This is a genomic window from Microbacterium sp. EST19A, from assembly GCF_019969685.1.
Taxonomy (GTDB): Bacteria; Actinomycetota; Actinomycetes; order Actinomycetales; family Microbacteriaceae; genus Microbacterium.
Window position 1 is genome coordinate 1,760,060 of the sequence record NZ_JAHXYZ010000001.1, and the last position, 15,555, is coordinate 1,775,614.

12 protein-coding genes are annotated in these 15,555 nt (G+C 69.3%); 4 read left to right on the plus strand and 8 right to left on the minus strand.

What is annotated here, in order from left to right; translation table 11 throughout:
- Positions 1 to 2 precede the first annotated feature (2 nt).
- The 8 genes from LC452_RS08740 to LC452_RS08775 all read right to left on the minus strand — a co-directional run bounded on the left by LC452_RS08740 (position 3) and on the right by LC452_RS08775 (position 9,070).
- The gene (locus LC452_RS08740; RefSeq protein ID WP_223624212.1) at positions 3 to 347 is read right to left on the minus strand and encodes a UBP-type zinc finger domain-containing protein; all 345 of its coding nucleotides are present in this window, start codon (positions 345 to 347) and stop codon (positions 3 to 5) included.
- 35 nt (positions 348 to 382) lie between these two features.
- The gene (locus LC452_RS08745) at positions 383 to 1,999 is read right to left on the minus strand and encodes a cyclic nucleotide-binding domain-containing thioredoxin-disulfide reductase (RefSeq protein ID WP_223624214.1); all 1,617 of its coding nucleotides are present in this window, start codon (positions 1,997 to 1,999) and stop codon (positions 383 to 385) included.
- A 121-nt stretch (positions 2,000 to 2,120) separates the two neighbouring features.
- On the minus strand, positions 2,121 to 2,885 hold the full coding sequence (locus tag LC452_RS08750; protein ID WP_223624216.1) for an ATP-binding cassette domain-containing protein: 765 nt from the start codon (positions 2,883 to 2,885) through the stop codon (positions 2,121 to 2,123).
- The gene (locus tag LC452_RS08755; RefSeq protein ID WP_223624218.1) at positions 2,882 to 4,060 is read right to left on the minus strand and encodes an ROK family transcriptional regulator; all 1,179 of its coding nucleotides are present in this window, start codon (positions 4,058 to 4,060) and stop codon (positions 2,882 to 2,884) included. The genes LC452_RS08750 and LC452_RS08755 overlap by 4 nt, the downstream gene beginning before the upstream one ends.
- Positions 4,061 to 4,097: 37 nt before the next feature.
- Positions 4,098 to 5,276 (minus strand): multiple monosaccharide ABC transporter permease, encoded by a 1,179-nt coding sequence (gene mmsB, locus LC452_RS08760; protein ID WP_223624220.1) that lies wholly within the window; start codon positions 5,274 to 5,276, stop codon positions 4,098 to 4,100.
- The gene (mmsA, locus tag LC452_RS08765; RefSeq protein ID WP_223624222.1) at positions 5,273 to 6,814 is read right to left on the minus strand and encodes a multiple monosaccharide ABC transporter ATP-binding protein; all 1,542 of its coding nucleotides are present in this window, start codon (positions 6,812 to 6,814) and stop codon (positions 5,273 to 5,275) included. The genes mmsB and mmsA overlap by 4 nt, the downstream gene beginning before the upstream one ends.
- A 68-nt stretch (positions 6,815 to 6,882) precedes the next feature.
- The gene (gene chvE, locus LC452_RS08770; RefSeq protein ID WP_223624224.1) at positions 6,883 to 8,034 is read right to left on the minus strand and encodes a multiple monosaccharide ABC transporter substrate-binding protein; all 1,152 of its coding nucleotides are present in this window, start codon (positions 8,032 to 8,034) and stop codon (positions 6,883 to 6,885) included.
- Between the two features lie 379 nt (positions 8,035 to 8,413).
- Complete coding sequence (locus LC452_RS08775; protein WP_223624226.1) at positions 8,414 to 9,070, minus strand: GntR family transcriptional regulator; 657 nt, start codon at positions 9,068 to 9,070, stop codon at positions 8,414 to 8,416.
- 147 nt (positions 9,071 to 9,217) lie between these two features.
- Here LC452_RS08775 and LC452_RS08780 point away from each other — a divergent pair, with 147 nt between their 5' ends.
- From LC452_RS08780 to LC452_RS08795, 4 genes are read left to right on the plus strand one after another with little or no spacing between them, the layout of a single operon-like run.
- Positions 9,218 to 11,317, plus strand: a complete 2,100-nt coding sequence (locus LC452_RS08780; RefSeq protein ID WP_223624228.1) for a beta-galactosidase — start codon at positions 9,218 to 9,220, stop codon at positions 11,315 to 11,317.
- On the plus strand, positions 11,314 to 12,708 hold the full coding sequence (gene gcvPA / locus LC452_RS08785) for an aminomethyl-transferring glycine dehydrogenase subunit GcvPA (RefSeq protein ID WP_223624230.1): 1,395 nt from the start codon (positions 11,314 to 11,316) through the stop codon (positions 12,706 to 12,708). The genes LC452_RS08780 and gcvPA overlap by 4 nt, the downstream gene beginning before the upstream one ends.
- Positions 12,705 to 14,321 (plus strand): aminomethyl-transferring glycine dehydrogenase subunit GcvPB, encoded by a 1,617-nt coding sequence (gcvPB, locus tag LC452_RS08790; protein WP_223624231.1) that lies wholly within the window; start codon positions 12,705 to 12,707, stop codon positions 14,319 to 14,321. The genes gcvPA and gcvPB overlap by 4 nt, the downstream gene beginning before the upstream one ends.
- Entirely contained in the window at positions 14,318 to 15,544 is a 1,227-nt protein-coding gene (locus tag LC452_RS08795; protein ID WP_223624234.1) for an ATP-NAD kinase family protein, read from the plus strand. The genes gcvPB and LC452_RS08795 overlap by 4 nt, the downstream gene beginning before the upstream one ends.
- Positions 15,545 to 15,555: the final 11 nt, after the last annotated feature.

Below are 15,555 nucleotides of genomic sequence, written 5' to 3' on the forward strand. Positions count from 1 at the left end.
CCTCAGGTGTGGATGTAGTCGCGCCAGTTCGCAGGCACGCGTCCCTTCGGACCGGGCGCGGGCTGATCGGCGGGATGGCTGGTCGGGGCTGCCAGCTCCGGTCCCTCGAAGGTCGCCTCGTCGACGAAATCCCAGAACCAGTCCTCGCCGGGCTCGAAGCTCTGCATGAGCCGATGCCCGCTCTCGCGGAAGTGCGCGGTGGCGTGCTGGCCGGGTGAGGTGTCGCAGCAGCCCACGTTCCCGCAGGCGGCGCAGCGGCGCAGGTGCACCCAGAACCCGTCCTGCTCGTCGCAGTCCCGGCATCCGGTGCCGGACGGCGCTGCATTCGTGTCGATGTCGGAAGTCATGTCTTTCCTCTCTCAGAACGACTCATATCTCTGTCTCAGAACGCGAGGGCGCGATGGACGGATGCCACGGCGCTCGATCCTTCGCCGACGGCGGCGGCGACCCGCTTCATCGATCCGCGTCGCACGTCTCCGGCGGCGAACACCCGGGGCGCCGACGTCTCGAACGGCAGCGGTTCGCGGCCGAGACCCTGCCACTGCTCGAGGGTCTGGATGCCCACGTCGGTCCCGGTGCGGATGAAGCCCTCGGCGTCGCGGTCGAGCGTCGGCAGCCAGGACGTCGCCGGGGTCGCTCCGATGAAGCAGAACAGGCCGCGGGCGTCGACGGCTCCGACGCTGTCGATGCGCACCGACTCCAGGGTGCCGTCGCCTTCGAGGCCGACCACGTTCGACGAGGTGTGCACGCGCACGCGCGGGTCGTCGGCGAGCCGGTCGGCGAGGTAGCTCGACATGCGGGTGCTCAGGTCGGCGCCGCGCACCACGAGGTGCACCGGCGACCCGTGCGCCGCGAGGTAGAGCGCCGCCTGCCCCGCGGAGTTCGCCCCGCCGACGACCACGACGGGTTTGCCCTGCACCTGCCGCAGCTCGAGCGGGGTGGCGGCGTAGTAGACCCCGGACCGCTCGAAGTCCTCCCAGCGGTCGAGGTCGAGGCGCCGGTAGGCCGCTCCCGAGGTGACGATGGTGCTGCGCGCGCGGATCAGGCGGCCGTCCGACAGGGCGACATCGAGCAGGTCGGGCCCGACGCGCGTCAGCCCGACGGCCTCGCACGGTGCGTAGACCCGCACCCCGAACTTCAGCGCCTGCAGGATCGCCTGCCCGATCAGGTCGCCGCCGCTGACACCGAACGGGAACCCGAGGAAGTTCTCGATGCGCGACGTCGCGGCGGCCTGGCCACCCGGTGCCACGGCATCCAGCAGCACCGTGCTCAGACCCTCGGAGGCGCCGTAGATGGCGGCGGCGAGCCCGGCGGGCCCACCGCCGACGACCACCAGGTCGACGATCTCGTCGGCCTGCGCCTGGTAGCTGAGGCCGAGCTGCTCGGCGACGAGTCCGGGCGTCGCACGCACGAGCGGCTCGCCCTGGATGAAGGCCACAGGAAGGTCCTCGAGGGTGAACTGGTGCGTGTCGAGAGCGCCGAGGTCGTCGAGCTCGGCGGGCGACAGGGCCACCGCCTTGTGCACCAGGTCGAGACGCTCGGCGAAGCGACGCAGCGCCAGGAAGTCGCTCGACGTCGTGGTGCCGAGGAACTTCAGCGTCATGGCCGCAGGCCCCGTGCGCAGCGATTCCCGTCGCGCCCAGAGAGCATGCAGGATCACGTCGCACAGCTCGTCGTCCTCGTTCATCAGCGTGCGCAGGGCCGCTCGGGTCACGCGGTGGACGCGCCCCGGCTTCGTCACGCGGGCCGACAGGAACGCGCCCTGCCCGTTCAGCAGGCCCAGCTCGCCGGCGAAGGTGCGCGGACCCATCGTCGTGATGACGACCTCGCCCACCCATCGCAGCGCGTCGCGGATGACCTCGATCTCGCCGGACTCGATGACGATGAGGTCGTAACCCGATTCGCCGGTGCGGAAGACGTAGTCGCCGATCGCGACAGCCTCGGGCACCCCCGCCGCGACCAGGCGCTCCCACTGCTCATCCGTCAGCGTCGGAGACATGATCGGATCCATCTCGACCGGCTCGGTCGCCTCTTCCATTCCGCCCAATTCGCTGCCCTTCGACGCTCGTGGCGTCAACCGTAGCCCCCGCGGAGCGCGGACTCCACTGTTCGGCGGACTCCTAGGGGCGCGAACCCCGCGATGTCCCGATGATCGCAGCGATGAGGTCGGAGTGCTTCACGTCCTGACCCGCGAAGGATCCGTTGTTCCTGCCGTGCCGCAGCACCTCGACGCGATCGGACACCGCCTGGATGTCTCCCAGGTTGTGGCTGATGAAGATCACGCCCAGACCCATCTCGCGCAACCGTTCGATGTGCGTGAGCACGTCGGCCGTCTGGGCGACGCTCAGCGAGGCGGTCGGCTCGTCGAGGACCACGAGTCGCGGCTGGCTGATGAGGGTGCGGGCGATCGCGACCGCCTGCCGCTGCCCACCCGACAGCGTGCTCAGCGGCACGCGGATGGAGGGGATGCTGGCGCCGAGGTCGTCGATCGCCTGCCGGGTCGCCGTCTCCATGTCGGCTTCGCGCAGCATGCCCTTCGACGTGCGGAGCTCACGACCGAGGAAGACGTTGGCCGTGACATCGAGGTTCTCGCACACCGCCAGATCCTGGAACACCGTGGCGATGCCGAGGGAGTGCGCGTCGGCCGGTGAGCCGATCTCGACCGGATCGCCGTTGATGTGGATCTCCCCGGCGGTCGGAGCGAGCGCGCCGGAGATGATCTTGGCCAGCGTGGACTTGCCCGCGGCGTTGTCGCCGATGAGTCCGACGACCTCGCGCGCGTTGACCGTGAAGTCGACGTCGGTGAGCGCCTCGACGGCGCCGAAGCACTTCGTCACTCCGCGCAGCGTGAGCAGCGGTTCGGCCTGGGATGCGGTGATGCTCACGAGCGCACCTCGAGCAGCTGCGACGGATCGGTCGACTGCAGGATGTGGATCGTCGCCCCCACGAGCACGGCATCCTTGCCGAACGACGACGGCACCGGATCGCGACGGGCGACGCGGCTGTGCGGCGCGTGCTCCCGGACGGCCGCGGCGAACGGCAGGAGGAAGATCGGCCCGGCATCCACCAGTTCCCCGCCGACGGTGATGACCTCGGGCGCGAGCGACTGGCAGACCCCGGCGACCACCCGTCCCATCAGGGTGGCCGCGTCGGCGATCACGCGCGCGCATCCCGGGTCGCCCGACGCGGCCTGCGCGATCACGTCGCGGAAGGTCACATGGCCGTACGTCGCTCGCAGCGGCGCGGTGATCGCCTCGGCGCCGACGAGCGTCTCCAGACAGCCGCGCTGCCCGCACGTGCAGATCGACCCCGACGGATCGACCTGCACGTGGCCGATCTCTCCGGCGGTGCCGGAGCGCCCGCGATAGAGCCGCGAGCCCAGCACGATGCCCGCGCTGGTCGTGTAGGAGGCGTGCACGAACAGGCTGTCGGCGACGTCACGGGCGGTGCCGAGCGTGGCCTCGGCGAGGGCGGCGAGGTTCGCGTCCTTCTCGACGAGCACCGGGCAGCCGAGGCGCTGCTGCACCACCTCGGCGACGGGCTGGTCCTCCCACCGGCGCATCACTCCGCGGTAGGCGACGAGCCCCGACTCCGGGTCGATCGGTGCCGGGATGCCGATGCAGACGCCGATCAGATCGTCGGCATCCGCGGCGATCATCGCCAGCATGTCGACGAGGAGCAGGGCGATGCGGTCCAGCACCGTGTCTTCGGCGTGGTCCGCGGGGAGGGGCATCGAACGGTCGGCCAGCACGTCCTGGCCCACATCGGTGAGCCGCACGCGCATGCTGCGGCTGCCGATCTGCACGGCCGCGACGAGCCCGGCGCGGCGGGCGATCGTGACGAGCTGCGCCCGGCGGCCGCTCCGCGACGTGGGCCGCGTCTCGACCAGGCCGGTCTGCGAGAGCTCCTTCACGATCGCCGACACCGTGGCCGTGGACAGGCGCGTCGCTTCGGCGAGCTCGACCTGAGTGAGCCCGCCGAAGCGCTTGACCGCATCGACGATCTTCGCCGTGTTGGCCTCACGCAGTCCCGACTGGGAACCGCCGGGCCATCTGCTCATAGCGGGAGCCTACCGCGAGGGGACGCCGCCGCCGAGGTCAGCGGGCGGCCCCCGCCCGACGCTTGTTCCAGACGTCGAAGGCGACCGCGATCAGCAGCACGAGACCCTTCACGACCTGCTGGGTCGCCTGGTCGAGACCCATGAGCTGCATGCCGTTGCTCATCACCGCCATGATCAGGCCTCCGATGATCGCCCCGCCCACGCGACCGACCCCGCCGGTGACCGCCGCGCCGCCGATGAAGCAGGCTGCGATCGCGTCGAGTTCGAACATGTTGCCGGCTCCCGGCTGGGCGCCGTTCGTGCGAGACGAGAAGACCACGCCGGCGACACCGGCGAGCAGGCCCATGTTCACGAAGATCCAGAAGTTGATCTTCCGCACGTTCACGCCGCTCAGCAGGGCGGCGTGCAGGTTGCCTCCGATGGCGTAGACGTGACGGCCGAAAACGCTCTTCTGCGTGATCACGGAGTAGGCGATGATGAGCACCGCCAGCAGGATCAGCACGAACGGGAGGCCGCGGCTCGTCGAGAGCTGGTAGCCGAACCACATGACGACGGCGGCGATGATCACGATCTTCGCGATGAACCAGGGGAGCGCCTCGATGGTCTGCTGGTGGGCGATCTTGCCGCGGCGCGTGCGCACCTGCCAGACGGCATACCCGACGACCCCGATCGCGAAGATCACGAGCGTGAAGACGTCGACGCCGTACCCGCCGAACAGGCCGTTGAAGAAGCCGTTCGCGATCGAGTAGTAGGTGCCGCCGAAGGGCGAGAGCGAGACGTTGCTGAGCACGAGGAAGGTGAGTCCGCGGAACAGCAGCATGCCGGCGAGCGTCACGATGAACGCCGGGATGCCGACGAACGCGACCCAGAAGCCCTGCCACGCGCCGACGAGCACGCCGACGAGGAGCGCGGCGATCACGCCGACCCACCACGGCTGACCGCCCCTGATCACGAGCACGGCGGCGACCGCACCGGTGAGCGCGACGACCGAGCCCACCGACAGGTCGATGTGCCCCGCGATGATGACGATCACCATGCCGATCGCCAGGATCAGGATGTACGAGTACTGGAGGACGATGTTCGTCAGGTTCCCCGGTGACAGGAACGTCGGGTTGAGGATCGCGAAGAAGGCGACGATCGCCACGAAGGCGACCAGGATGCCGCTCTGACGCAGATTCCGTGTGACGAGGTTGAAGAGATTCGTGACGCCGGTCATGGCGCGGCCGTCCTTTCGACAGTCATGAGTTGCATGAGGTTCTCCTGGGTCGCCTCGGCGGCCGGCACCTCGCCGGTGATCCTGCCGAAGGCCAGTGTGTAGATGCGGTCGCAGATGCCGAGCAGCTCGGGCAGCTCGGAGGAGATGACGAGCACGCCCTTCCCCTCGGCGACCAGGCGGTTGATGATCGTGTAGATCTCGTACTTCGCTCCGACGTCGATCCCCCGGGTCGGCTCATCGAGGATGAGCACCTCCGGCCCGGTCTGGATCCACTTGCTGAGCACGACCTTCTGCTGGTTGCCGCCGGACAGGTTGCCGACCATCTGCAGCACCGTCGGCGACTTGATGTTGAGCTCCGCCTTGTACTGCTCGGCGACCTTGAGCTCGCGGTTCGCGTCGATCCACCCGCCGGGCGCGATCAGCCGCAGCGAGGCCATCGTGATGTTGTGGCGGATGTCGTCGATGAGGTTCAGACCGAACTTCTTGCGATCCTCGGTCGCGTACGCGATACCGGCACGGATGGCGGCGCTCGTGGTCGAGGTGTTGACCTCCTTGCCGCGCACGAAGACGCGCCCGCTGGCGTTGCGCCCGTAGGTGCGGCCGAAGACGCTCATCGCGAGTTCCGTGCGTCCGGCGCCCATCAGGCCGGCGATGCCGACGACCTCGCCGGCGCGCACGTGGAGCGAGGCGTCGTCGACCATGACGCGACCCGGCTGGGTGGGGTGATGCACCGTCCAGTTCTCGATGCGCAGCACCTCGTCGCCGAGGTCGGGCGTGCGCTCGGGATACCGGTTGGCGAGGTCGCGGCCGACCATGGCCCGGATGATGCGGTCCTGGGTCGACGCCGGATCCTTCATGTCGAGGGTGTCGATCGAGTGCCCGTCGCGGATGACCGTGGTGCGATCCGCGATCGCCGCGATCTCGTTCAGCTTGTGGGAGATGATGATCGACGTCATGCCCTCGTCGCGCAGGCGCCGCAGCAGGTCGAGCAGGTGTGCGGAGTCGGTGTCGTTCAGCGCGGCCGTCGGCTCGTCGAGGATGAGGAGCCGCACGTTCTTCGACAGCGCCTTCGCGATCTCGATGAGCTGCTGCTTGCCGACCCCGAGCTGTGAGACCGGGGTGGTCGGGTCCTCGTCGAGGCCGACCTGCGCGAGCAGCCGGCTCGCCTCGGAGTTCGCGCGATCCCAGTCGATGAGTCCGCCGCGGCCCCGCCGCTCGTTGCCGAGGAAGATGTTCTCGGCGACGCTGAGGTACGGGATCAGGGCGAGCTCCTGGTGGATGATCACGATGCCGACCTGCTCGGAGTCGTTGATCGAGCCGAACTTCGCCTCCACGCCCTCGTAGATGATCTGCCCGCCGTAGCTGCCGTGCGGGTAGACCCCCGACAGCACTTTCATGAGCGTGGACTTGCCCGCTCCGTTCTCGCCGCAGATCGCGAGGATCTCGCCGGGTTTCACGTCGAGGTTGACGCCCTGCAGCGCCTTCACGCCCGGGAAGCTCTTGTCGATGTCGCGCATCTCCAGGATGGGTGACGTCATCAGATGTGGTCCTTCCGATCGGACCGAGGGGCGCGCGGCCGGTGGCCGCGCGCCCGACGGAGGTGGGACTATTCGGCGACGCCCGCGTCGACCTCGGCCTGCGTCCAGTAGCCGGAGTCGATCAGGAGGGGGCCGATGTTGTCCTTGTAGACGATGTCCGACTGGAGCAGGTACGACGGCACGACCTTCACGCCGTTGTCGTACGTCTTCGTGTCGTTCGCCTCGGGCTCGTTGCCTTCGAGGATGTCTTCAGCGACGACCACGGACTGCTCGGCGAGCTTGCGGGTGTCCTTGAAGATCGACGCGAACTGCACGCCCTGGTTGATCAGGCTGACCGAACCGATCTCGGCATCCTGTCCCGTCACGATCGGGAGTCCGGCCGCGATGTCCGGGCCGAGGCCGCCGGTTCCCTGGAGCGCGGTGATGATGCCGCGCGAGAGGCCGTCGTACGGGGAGAGCACGCCGTCGAGCTTGGTGCCGCCGCCGTACGTCGAGGTCAGCAGGTCCTCCATGCGCTTCTGCGCGGTCTCCTGCTGCCAGCGCAGGATCGCGGCCTGCTCGATATCGGTCTGGCCCGACGGCACGGCGAGCACGCCGTCGTCGATGAACGGCTGGAGGGTGTCGATGGCGCCCTGCCAGAAGAAGTGCGCATTGTTGTCGTCGAGCGATCCGGCGAAGAGCTCGATGTTGAACGGGCCCTTCTCGCCGGTCTCCTTGCCCTCCGCGTCGAGCACGCCGAGTCCGGTGAGCAGCGAGGTCGCCTGCTGCACGCCGACCTTGTAGTTGTCGAAGGTGACGTAGAAGTCGACGTTCTCGCTGTCGCGGATGAGCCGGTCGTAGGAGATGACGGGGATGTTCGCGGCGGCCGCGGCGTCGAGCTGCGACGAGAGCGCCGTACCGTCGATGGCGGCGATGATCAGGAGGTCGGCGCCCTTGGTGATCATCTGGTCGATCTGCTGTCCCTGCGTGGGGATGTCGTCGCCCGCGTACTGGAGGTCGACCTGGTAGCCGGACTCCTCGAGGCCGTCCTGCACGGCGCTTCCGTCGGCGATCCAGCGCTCGGAGGTCTGCGTCGGCATCGAGACGCCGATGAGCAGGTCGCCCTTGTCGACGGAACCCTTGTCGGTGCCGGCCGTCGAGCCGGCGCCGCCGCCACCGCAGCCGGCGAGGGCGAGTGCTCCCACCAGACCCAGTGCGGCGAGTGCGTACTTCTTCTTCATTCCAAGCTCCTTCGCTGTGAACGGGGGCGTCGCTGTCGACGCCCGGGCGAAATCCGCTTCACTGTCGGCTTCGCTCGACCTACTTTCTTGAGTTCGAGTCTCGAAGTCAAGCGGACGTGATCATTTCGTTACCTTCTCGCCCTGGTCATGAATTCAGGGAGAAGCTTCCGGAAAGCTCTTGCGGTCAAGTTCGAGACATGAACTAATGAGGATCGTTCAGCGATGAGCCGTGGGCGCTATGTTGACGTGGACATACTACGGCTCTTCTGACGAGCCGCCCAGAGGGACGCGAAAGGTGGTGAAACGGCGAGCAGCAGGCGGCGGAACGGTGAGCAGGGGTCGCTGAACGACCCCGAAGGATGCGCGCCGAGCGGCGCGACTACGCGGTGAAGTAGCTGCTCGTCGCGTTGTCGAGGATGCGCTGCATGCCGTGCAGCCAGTTGAGCTTCAGTGCGTCGACGGCGCCGGGGATGTCGCCGGCGGCGAGGCGCCGCGCGATCTCGGCGTGCTCGGCGGCGACGCGTTCGACCTTCACGTCTTCGGGAACGAGCAGTGACTCGTACCGATGGAACGAGCTGCGCACACTCTCGATGACGGCGAGCAGACGGGTGTTCGGGCAGGCCGACAGCATGACGCTGTGCCACTCGTCGTCCTTGGTGATGACGAGCTGATGCTCGACGAGCTCGTCGGCGAAGGCGTCCGCCATGTCCTTGAGACGGATGCCGATCTCACGCAGTTCGTCGGGCGGGCTGAGTTCGAGCGCGAGGCTCTCCAGCGCGGCCATGACGGGCGCGAGATCGCGGAACTCGGAGGCGCTGAGCGGGACGAACCGGAAGCCCTTGCCGTTCTCGCTCTCGATCTGCCCCTCGGACTCGAGGGCGATGAGCGCTTCCCGCAGGGGTGTGCGGCTGACGCCGAGTTCGGTGGCCAGCTGGACTTCGTTGATGCCTTCTCCGGGCTGCACGAGGCCGGCCCGCATCCGCTCCAGAAGCTCCGCACGCACCTGCGAGCGCAGGTTCCTGCGTTCGATCGCCATGCCTCTCCCGTTCTGCCGCCTGCTCGTCAGCCTATGGCTTGACGACCTCCGACCGACGTCCTAGTGTGTTGTATACAGAATACAACCGGTTACGGAAAAGCACCAGAGCTGGAACGCACCCGGGGCGAAACTCAGAGAGGAGCCGTCGTGCCCGCATCCGCCGCCGACCAGCCGACCCGGCGCGTCCGCCTCGACGCGCTCGCCTACGGCGGCGATTACAACCCCGACCAGTGGTCGGAGGAGACCTGGCGCGACGACATCCGCCTGATGCGCGAAGCAGGCGTGAACATGGTCAGTCTGCCGATCTTCAGCTGGCCGCAGCTGGAGCCGGAACCCGGCGTCTTCGACTGGGCCTGGCTCGACCGCATCATCGACCTGCTGTGGGAGGCGGGCATCGCGATCGACCTCGCCACCGCCACCGCGACGCCGCCCTCGTGGCTGCTGCGGGCGCACCCCGAGATGGCGCCGTGGGATGCCGACGGCCACCGCCTGGAGTTCGGCTCCCGCCAGACCTACTGCCCCTCGTCGCCGATCTGGCGCGAGAACGTCGCGCGCATGGCCCGCGCCATGGCCGAGCGCTACGGCGCGCACCCGGGGCTCGCGATGTGGCACATCTCGAACGAGTACGGCGACCACATCTCCCGCTGCTGGTGCCCCGAGTCGGCCCGGCACTTCCGCCGCTGGCTGCAGAACCGCTACGGCGACCTCGACGGGCTCAACGAGGCCTGGGGCGTCAACGTGTGGGGTCAGCGCTACACGTCGTGGGACCACATCGAGACGCCGAAGAAGGCGCCGGGTCCGGTCAATCCGACCAAGCTCCTCGACTTCGAGCGGTTCTCGTCCGACGCCCTGCTGGAGCTCTTCCAGGTCGAGATCGACGTGCTCCGCGAGGTCACGCCCGACATCGCGGTGACCACGAACTTCATGAGCATGTTCCGCGACCTCGACTACTGGGACTTCGCGGCCGTGGAAGACGTCGTCACCGATGACGCCTACCCCGAGCCCGTCGATCCGACCTCGCACGTCGGCGCCGCCCTGAACTACGGATTGATGCGCTCGCTCAAGGGCGGGCAGCCGTGGCTGCTGCTGGAGTCGTCGGCGAGTGCCACGAGCTGGCGCGACGTGAACGTGCCGAAGGCCCCGGGCAAGATCCGCGTCGAGAGCATGCAGGCCGTCGCCCACGGGTCGGATGCCGTGATGTTCTTCCAGTGGCGCCAGGCGAAGTACGGCCAGGAGAAGTTCCACTCGTCGATGCTCGGCCACCGCGGCGAGCGGTCGCGCAGCTTCCAGGAGACGAAGACCCTCGGGCTCGAGCTGAAGAAGCTCGAGCCGGTGCGCGGCACCCGCGTGCGCTCGCGCGTCGCCCTCGTCGTCGACTGGGACTCCTGGTGGGGCACGAGCGCGGTCGAGTCGCTGCCGTCGCAGCGGCTGCAGTGGGCGCCGCAGGCCCGGTCGTGGCACCGCGCGCTGTACACGCTGGGGCAGCCGACGGATGCCGTGCGTGCCACGGGTCCGTTCGACGGGTACGACGTGGTCGTGGTGCCGAACCTCTACATCGTGGAGCAGCCTCAGGCCGATGCGCTGCGGGCGTTCGTCGAGCGCGGCGGCCACCTCGTCGTCGGCCCCTTCTCGGGAGTGGTGGACGCCACCGAGAAGGTGCACGAGGGGGGAGCTCCCGGACTGCTGCGCGATCTCCTCGGCATCGAGGTCGACGAGCAGTGGCCGATCGCCGATGGTCTCTCCGAGACGATCGACTACGCCGGCGAGAGCCTCGCGGTGCCGAGCTGGAGCGAGTGGCTCGAGGCCGATGACGACGTCGAGGTGCGCGGCACCTATGCGAGCGGCGAACTCGACGGGCTGCCCGCCGTCACGCGTCGTGCTGTCGGCGACGGCTCGGCCTGGTACCTCAGCGCGATGGTCGAGCCGGAGGGGATGCTGCCGATCTTCCGCGACGTGCTGCGCACTGCCGGGCTTCCGGCCCGCGACGACACGGACGTCGACGTCGAGGTCGTCACCCGGGCCGACGAGACCACCGACTACACGTTCTACCTGAACCACGGACGCGCGCCGGTCGCGTTCGACCTCCGCGGTCCCGGAACCGATCTGCTCACCGGCATCCGCCACGAAGGCCGGCTGGAACTCGGGCGCTACGGCGTCGCGGTGCTCGCGGCCCCGCGGTCGGAGACCGTGCCCTTCGCCACCCTGACCTCGCCTCTGCACGACCACGATCCGAAGGAGGAAGCATGACGACGTTCGTGCATCCGTACATCCCCAACACGGCACCCGAATCGCGCGCGGCGATGCTCGCCGCCGTCGGCGCCGAATCCGTCGAGGAGTTCTACGCCGACGTCCCCGACTCGCTGCGCCTGAACCGACCGCTCGACCTGCCGGCGCCGCTGATCGCCGAGCAGGATCTCGCGCGCCACGTCCGCGGCATCCTCTCCTCCAACCGCTCGACCGAGGAGCGATTGAGCTTCCTCGGCGCCGGCACTTACAACCACTACGTGCCCGCCGTCGTCGACGAGGTGATCCGCCGCAGCGAGTTCCTTAGCGCCTACGCGGGCGAGCCGTACGAGGACCACGGGCGGTTCCAGGCGCTGTTCGAGTACCAGTCGCTGATGGCCGAGCTGCTCGCGATGGACGTCGTGAACGTGCCGACCTACGACGGCTACCAGGCCACGGCCACCGGGCTCGCGATGGCGGGCCGTCTCACCGGCCGGGGGCGCGTGCTCGCGCTGAGCGACGTGCTGCCCGAGAAGCTCTCCAAGGTGCACGACTACATCCGTACGAGCCTCACGATCGAGCAGGTGCCCACGGCCGACGGCGTCGCCGACATCGAAGCCCTGACGGGTCTGCTGGGCGATGATGTCGCGGCCGTCTGGATCGAGACGCCCAGCGCCACCGGCGCCGTCGAGACCCGGCTGGTTCAGATCGCCGAGGCCGCGCACGCGGTCGGCGCGATCGTCGTCGTCGGCACCGACCCGATCGGCTACGGCGTGCTGACCCCGCCGTCGATGCAGGGCGCCGACATCGTCACCGGCGACATCCAGTCGCTCGGACTGCACCAGTGGTTCGGCGGCGCGCACGCCGGCTTCATCGCCGTGCACGACGACGAACGGTTCGTGATGGAGATGCCGTCCCGCCTGTTCGGCCTGGAGTCCACCGATGTGCCGGGCGAGTACGGCTTCGGCGACGTCGCCTACGAGCGCACCTCCTTCGCCCAGCGCGAAGAGGGGAAGGAATGGGTCGGCACCGCCGCCGCCCTGTGGGGGATCGCCACCGGCGTCTACCTCTCGCTCATGGGCCCCGCCGGCATGGCCGAGCTGGGCGAGCTGCTGCTGGCCCGCACGCGCTACGCGCAGCAGAAGCTCGAGGCGATCCCCGGCGTCGAGCTCGGCGACGCCGCGCTGCACCTGCGCGAGTTCACGGTGAGGTTCGCCGCGACGAGTGCCGCCGACGTCATCACGGCGCTGCGCGCCCAGGGCATCGAACCCGGGATCGCGCTCGACCAGCAGACGCTGCTGGTGTGCGTGACCGAGGCCACCTCGGCCGCCGACATCGACCGTCTCGCCGACGCGGTCGCGGCCTTCACCTCCGACACCGGATCTTCCGACACGACGAAGGAGCACGGCGCATGAGCCTCCCCATCGCCCCCACCACCGGCCCGCGCCGCTTCCACCAGGCCAGCTGGAACGAGCCGATCGTCTTCGAGCTGTCCACCCCGGGCGAGCGGGGCGTGTCGATCACGCCCGTCGAGCCTGTCGTGCGCGACGCGGTCGGCGACGTCCTGGCATCCCTTCCCGAGGGCATGCGGCGGCCGTCGCCTCCGGCTCTCCCCGAGATCGCGCAGATGCGCGTGCTCAAGCACTATCTGCGACTGTCGCAGGAGAACCTCGGCTCCGACCTGAACGTCGACATCGGCCAGGGAACCTGCACCATCAAGTACTCGCCGAAGATCAACGACCAGCTCATCGAGGTGCCGCAGCTGCGGGCGCTGCACCCGGCGCAGGACCCGGCCGACACGCAGGGCGCACTGGAGCTCATCTGGCGACTCGAGCAGATGATGCAGGAGATCTCCGGGATGGATGCCGTCTCGCTCGCCTCCCCGGGCGGATCGGCCGGCATCTGGACGAACATCGCGATGATCCGGGCGCACCACGAGTCCCGCGGCGAGGGAGATCAGCGCGACGAGGTCATCACGACGATCTTCAGCCACCCGTCGAACGCCGCCGCGGCCAAGGTCGCCGGGTACAAGATCATCACGATCTACCCGGATACCGACGGCTACCCCGACCTGGACGCGCTGAAGGCCGCGCTGTCCGAGCGGACAGCCGCGATCATGGTCACCAATCCCGAGGACACCGGCATCTACAACCCGGCGATCCGGGAGTGGGTCGACGCCGCGCATGCCGTGGGCGCCCTCGCCTCGTACGACCAGGCCAACGCCGCCGGCATCCTCGGCATCACCCGCGCCCGCGACGCCGGCTTCGACGTCTGCCAGTTCAACCTGCACAAGACGTTCTCGGCCCCGCACGGCAGCGGCGGTCCGGGCGCGGCGGCGAACGCGGTCTCCGCAGCCCTGGCGCCCTTCCTCCCCGGCCCTCGGGTCGAGAAGGTCGGCGACGGATTCGTGGTGCGCGAGCCGGGGGAGCTGTCGATCGGACACGTCGCCCCGGCGCACGGGGTCATCCTGCATGTGGTGCGCGCGTACGCGTGGATCATGGCACTCGGCGCGGAAGGCCTGCTGACCGCGTCGCAGATCGCCGTGCTGAACAACAACTACCTGCTGAAGAAGGTGCTCGAGATCCCGGGAGCCTCGGCGCCCTACGCGACGGGCCGCCGCCGCATCGAGCAGGTGCGGTACTCCTGGCAGGAGCTGTTCGAAGACACCGGCATCACGTCGGAGGAGATCGGCATCCGCATGGCGGACTACGGCTTCCACTACTGGACGAGCCACCACCCCTACGTGGTGCCGCAGCCGTTCACGCTCGAGCCGACCGAGTGCTACTCGAAGGCCGAGATCGACGAGTACGTCACGGCGCTCGCCCGGGTGGCGCAGGAGGCGCGGGAGGATCCGGAGCTCGTGCGCACCGCCCCGCACAACCAGACCGTGCACCACACGCATCACGACTCCCTGGACGACCCGGCGCTCTGGGCCGTCACCTGGCGCGCCTACCGGCGGAAGTATTTCCACGAGATGCCGACCGATGCCGTCGCGCAGCCGGTGCTCGAGGAGTCCATCGCCTCGTGATCGGCCTGGTCGTCAACCCTGTCGCCGGAATCGGCGGGCCTGCGGGGCTCGCCGGCTCCGACGGTGCGGACGTGCAGCGCCTCGCGGTCTCGCGGGGCGCGCGTTCGCGGGTGCAGGAACGGACGGCCCTGGCGTTGTCGGTGCTGGCGGCGCAGCATCCGGGGCTGGTCGTGGCGACCGCGGCCGGTGAGATGGGAGCGGATGCCGTGCGCGGCGCCGGGCTCGTGCCGTGCGTCGTGTACTCGGCGGCCGCGACGTCTCGCACCCGCGCGGAATCAGGCGAACACGCGGAATCAGGCGATTTCCCGCTGGATCTGCCTGATTCCGCGCGTCTGCCTGATTCGGCGCGGCCGACGGATGCCGTCGACTCCAAGCGCGCCGTCGCCGCGGTTGCCGCGGCCGGCGCCGAGCTGATCCTGGTGGTCGGCGGCGACGGGACCCTGCGGGATGCGGCAGCCGGACTCGGAGCGGAGATCATGCCGGCGGTGCTCGGCATCCCGGCGGGCGTGAAGATGTACTCGCCCGTGTTCGCGGTGAGTCCACGGGCGGCCGGTGCGCTCGCCGCGGACTGGGTGACGCGGGGCGGGCTGCCCACTGCGGACCGCGAGGTGCTCGACATCGACGAGGCGGCGATGCGACGGGCGCGCGTCGACCCCACTCTCTACGGGATGCTGCGGGTGCCGTACCTCGCCGGACGCACCCAAGCGCGGAAGGCGGCGACCCCGGCATCCGAAGCCGCAGCCGTCGAAGCCGCCGCGCGCGGAGCGGTCGCGCGGATGCTGCCCGGCATCCGCTACCTCCTCGGTCCGGGTGGCACCACCGCTGCGATCTCCCGGCAGCTCGGCGTCGAGGGCAGCCCGCTCGGCGTCGACGTCGTGCTCGACGGCGCGGTCGTCGTCCGCGGGGCGAGCGAGCAGGAGCTCCTGGCCGAGATTGCCCGCGGGCCCGCACAGGCCGTCGTCACCGTCATCGGCGGGCAGGGCTTCCTGCTCGGTCGCGGCAACCAGCAGCTCTCCGCATCCGTCGTCCGCGCCCTCGGCGACGACCCGCTGCTCGTCGTCGCGCCGGAACAGAAGATCATCGACCTGCTCGGTCGCCCGCTGCTCGTCGACACCGGCGATCTCGAGCTCGATGCGCGGCTCGCCGGGCACGTGCGCATCGTCACCGGCGTCGGCACGAGCAGCCTGTACGCCGTCGCGGCCCCCGAACTCACCCCCGTCTGAAAGCACCCGAA

Coding starts and splice junctions, on each gene's coding strand:
- LC452_RS08740 (WP_223624212.1), bottom strand. CDS start 347: ATGACTTCCGACATCGACACGAATGCAGCGCCGTCCGGCACCGGATGC.
- mmsA (WP_223624222.1), bottom strand. CDS start 6,814: ATGACGTCACCCATCCTGGAGATGCGCGACATCGACAAGAGCTTCCCG.
- LC452_RS08755 (WP_223624218.1), bottom strand. CDS start 4,060: ATGAGCAGATGGCCCGGCGGTTCCCAGTCGGGACTGCGTGAGGCCAAC.
- mmsB (WP_223624220.1), bottom strand. CDS start 5,276: ATGACCGGCGTCACGAATCTCTTCAACCTCGTCACACGGAATCTGCGT.
- gcvPB (WP_223624231.1), top strand. CDS start 12,705: ATGAGCCTCCCCATCGCCCCCACCACCGGCCCGCGCCGCTTCCACCAG.
- chvE (WP_223624224.1), bottom strand. CDS start 8,034: ATGAAGAAGAAGTACGCACTCGCCGCACTGGGTCTGGTGGGAGCACTC.
- LC452_RS08775 (WP_223624226.1), bottom strand. CDS start 9,070: ATGGCGATCGAACGCAGGAACCTGCGCTCGCAGGTGCGTGCGGAGCTT.
- gcvPA (WP_223624230.1), top strand. CDS start 11,314: ATGACGACGTTCGTGCATCCGTACATCCCCAACACGGCACCCGAATCG.
- LC452_RS08745 (WP_223624214.1), bottom strand. CDS start 1,999: ATGTCTCCGACGCTGACGGATGAGCAGTGGGAGCGCCTGGTCGCGGCG.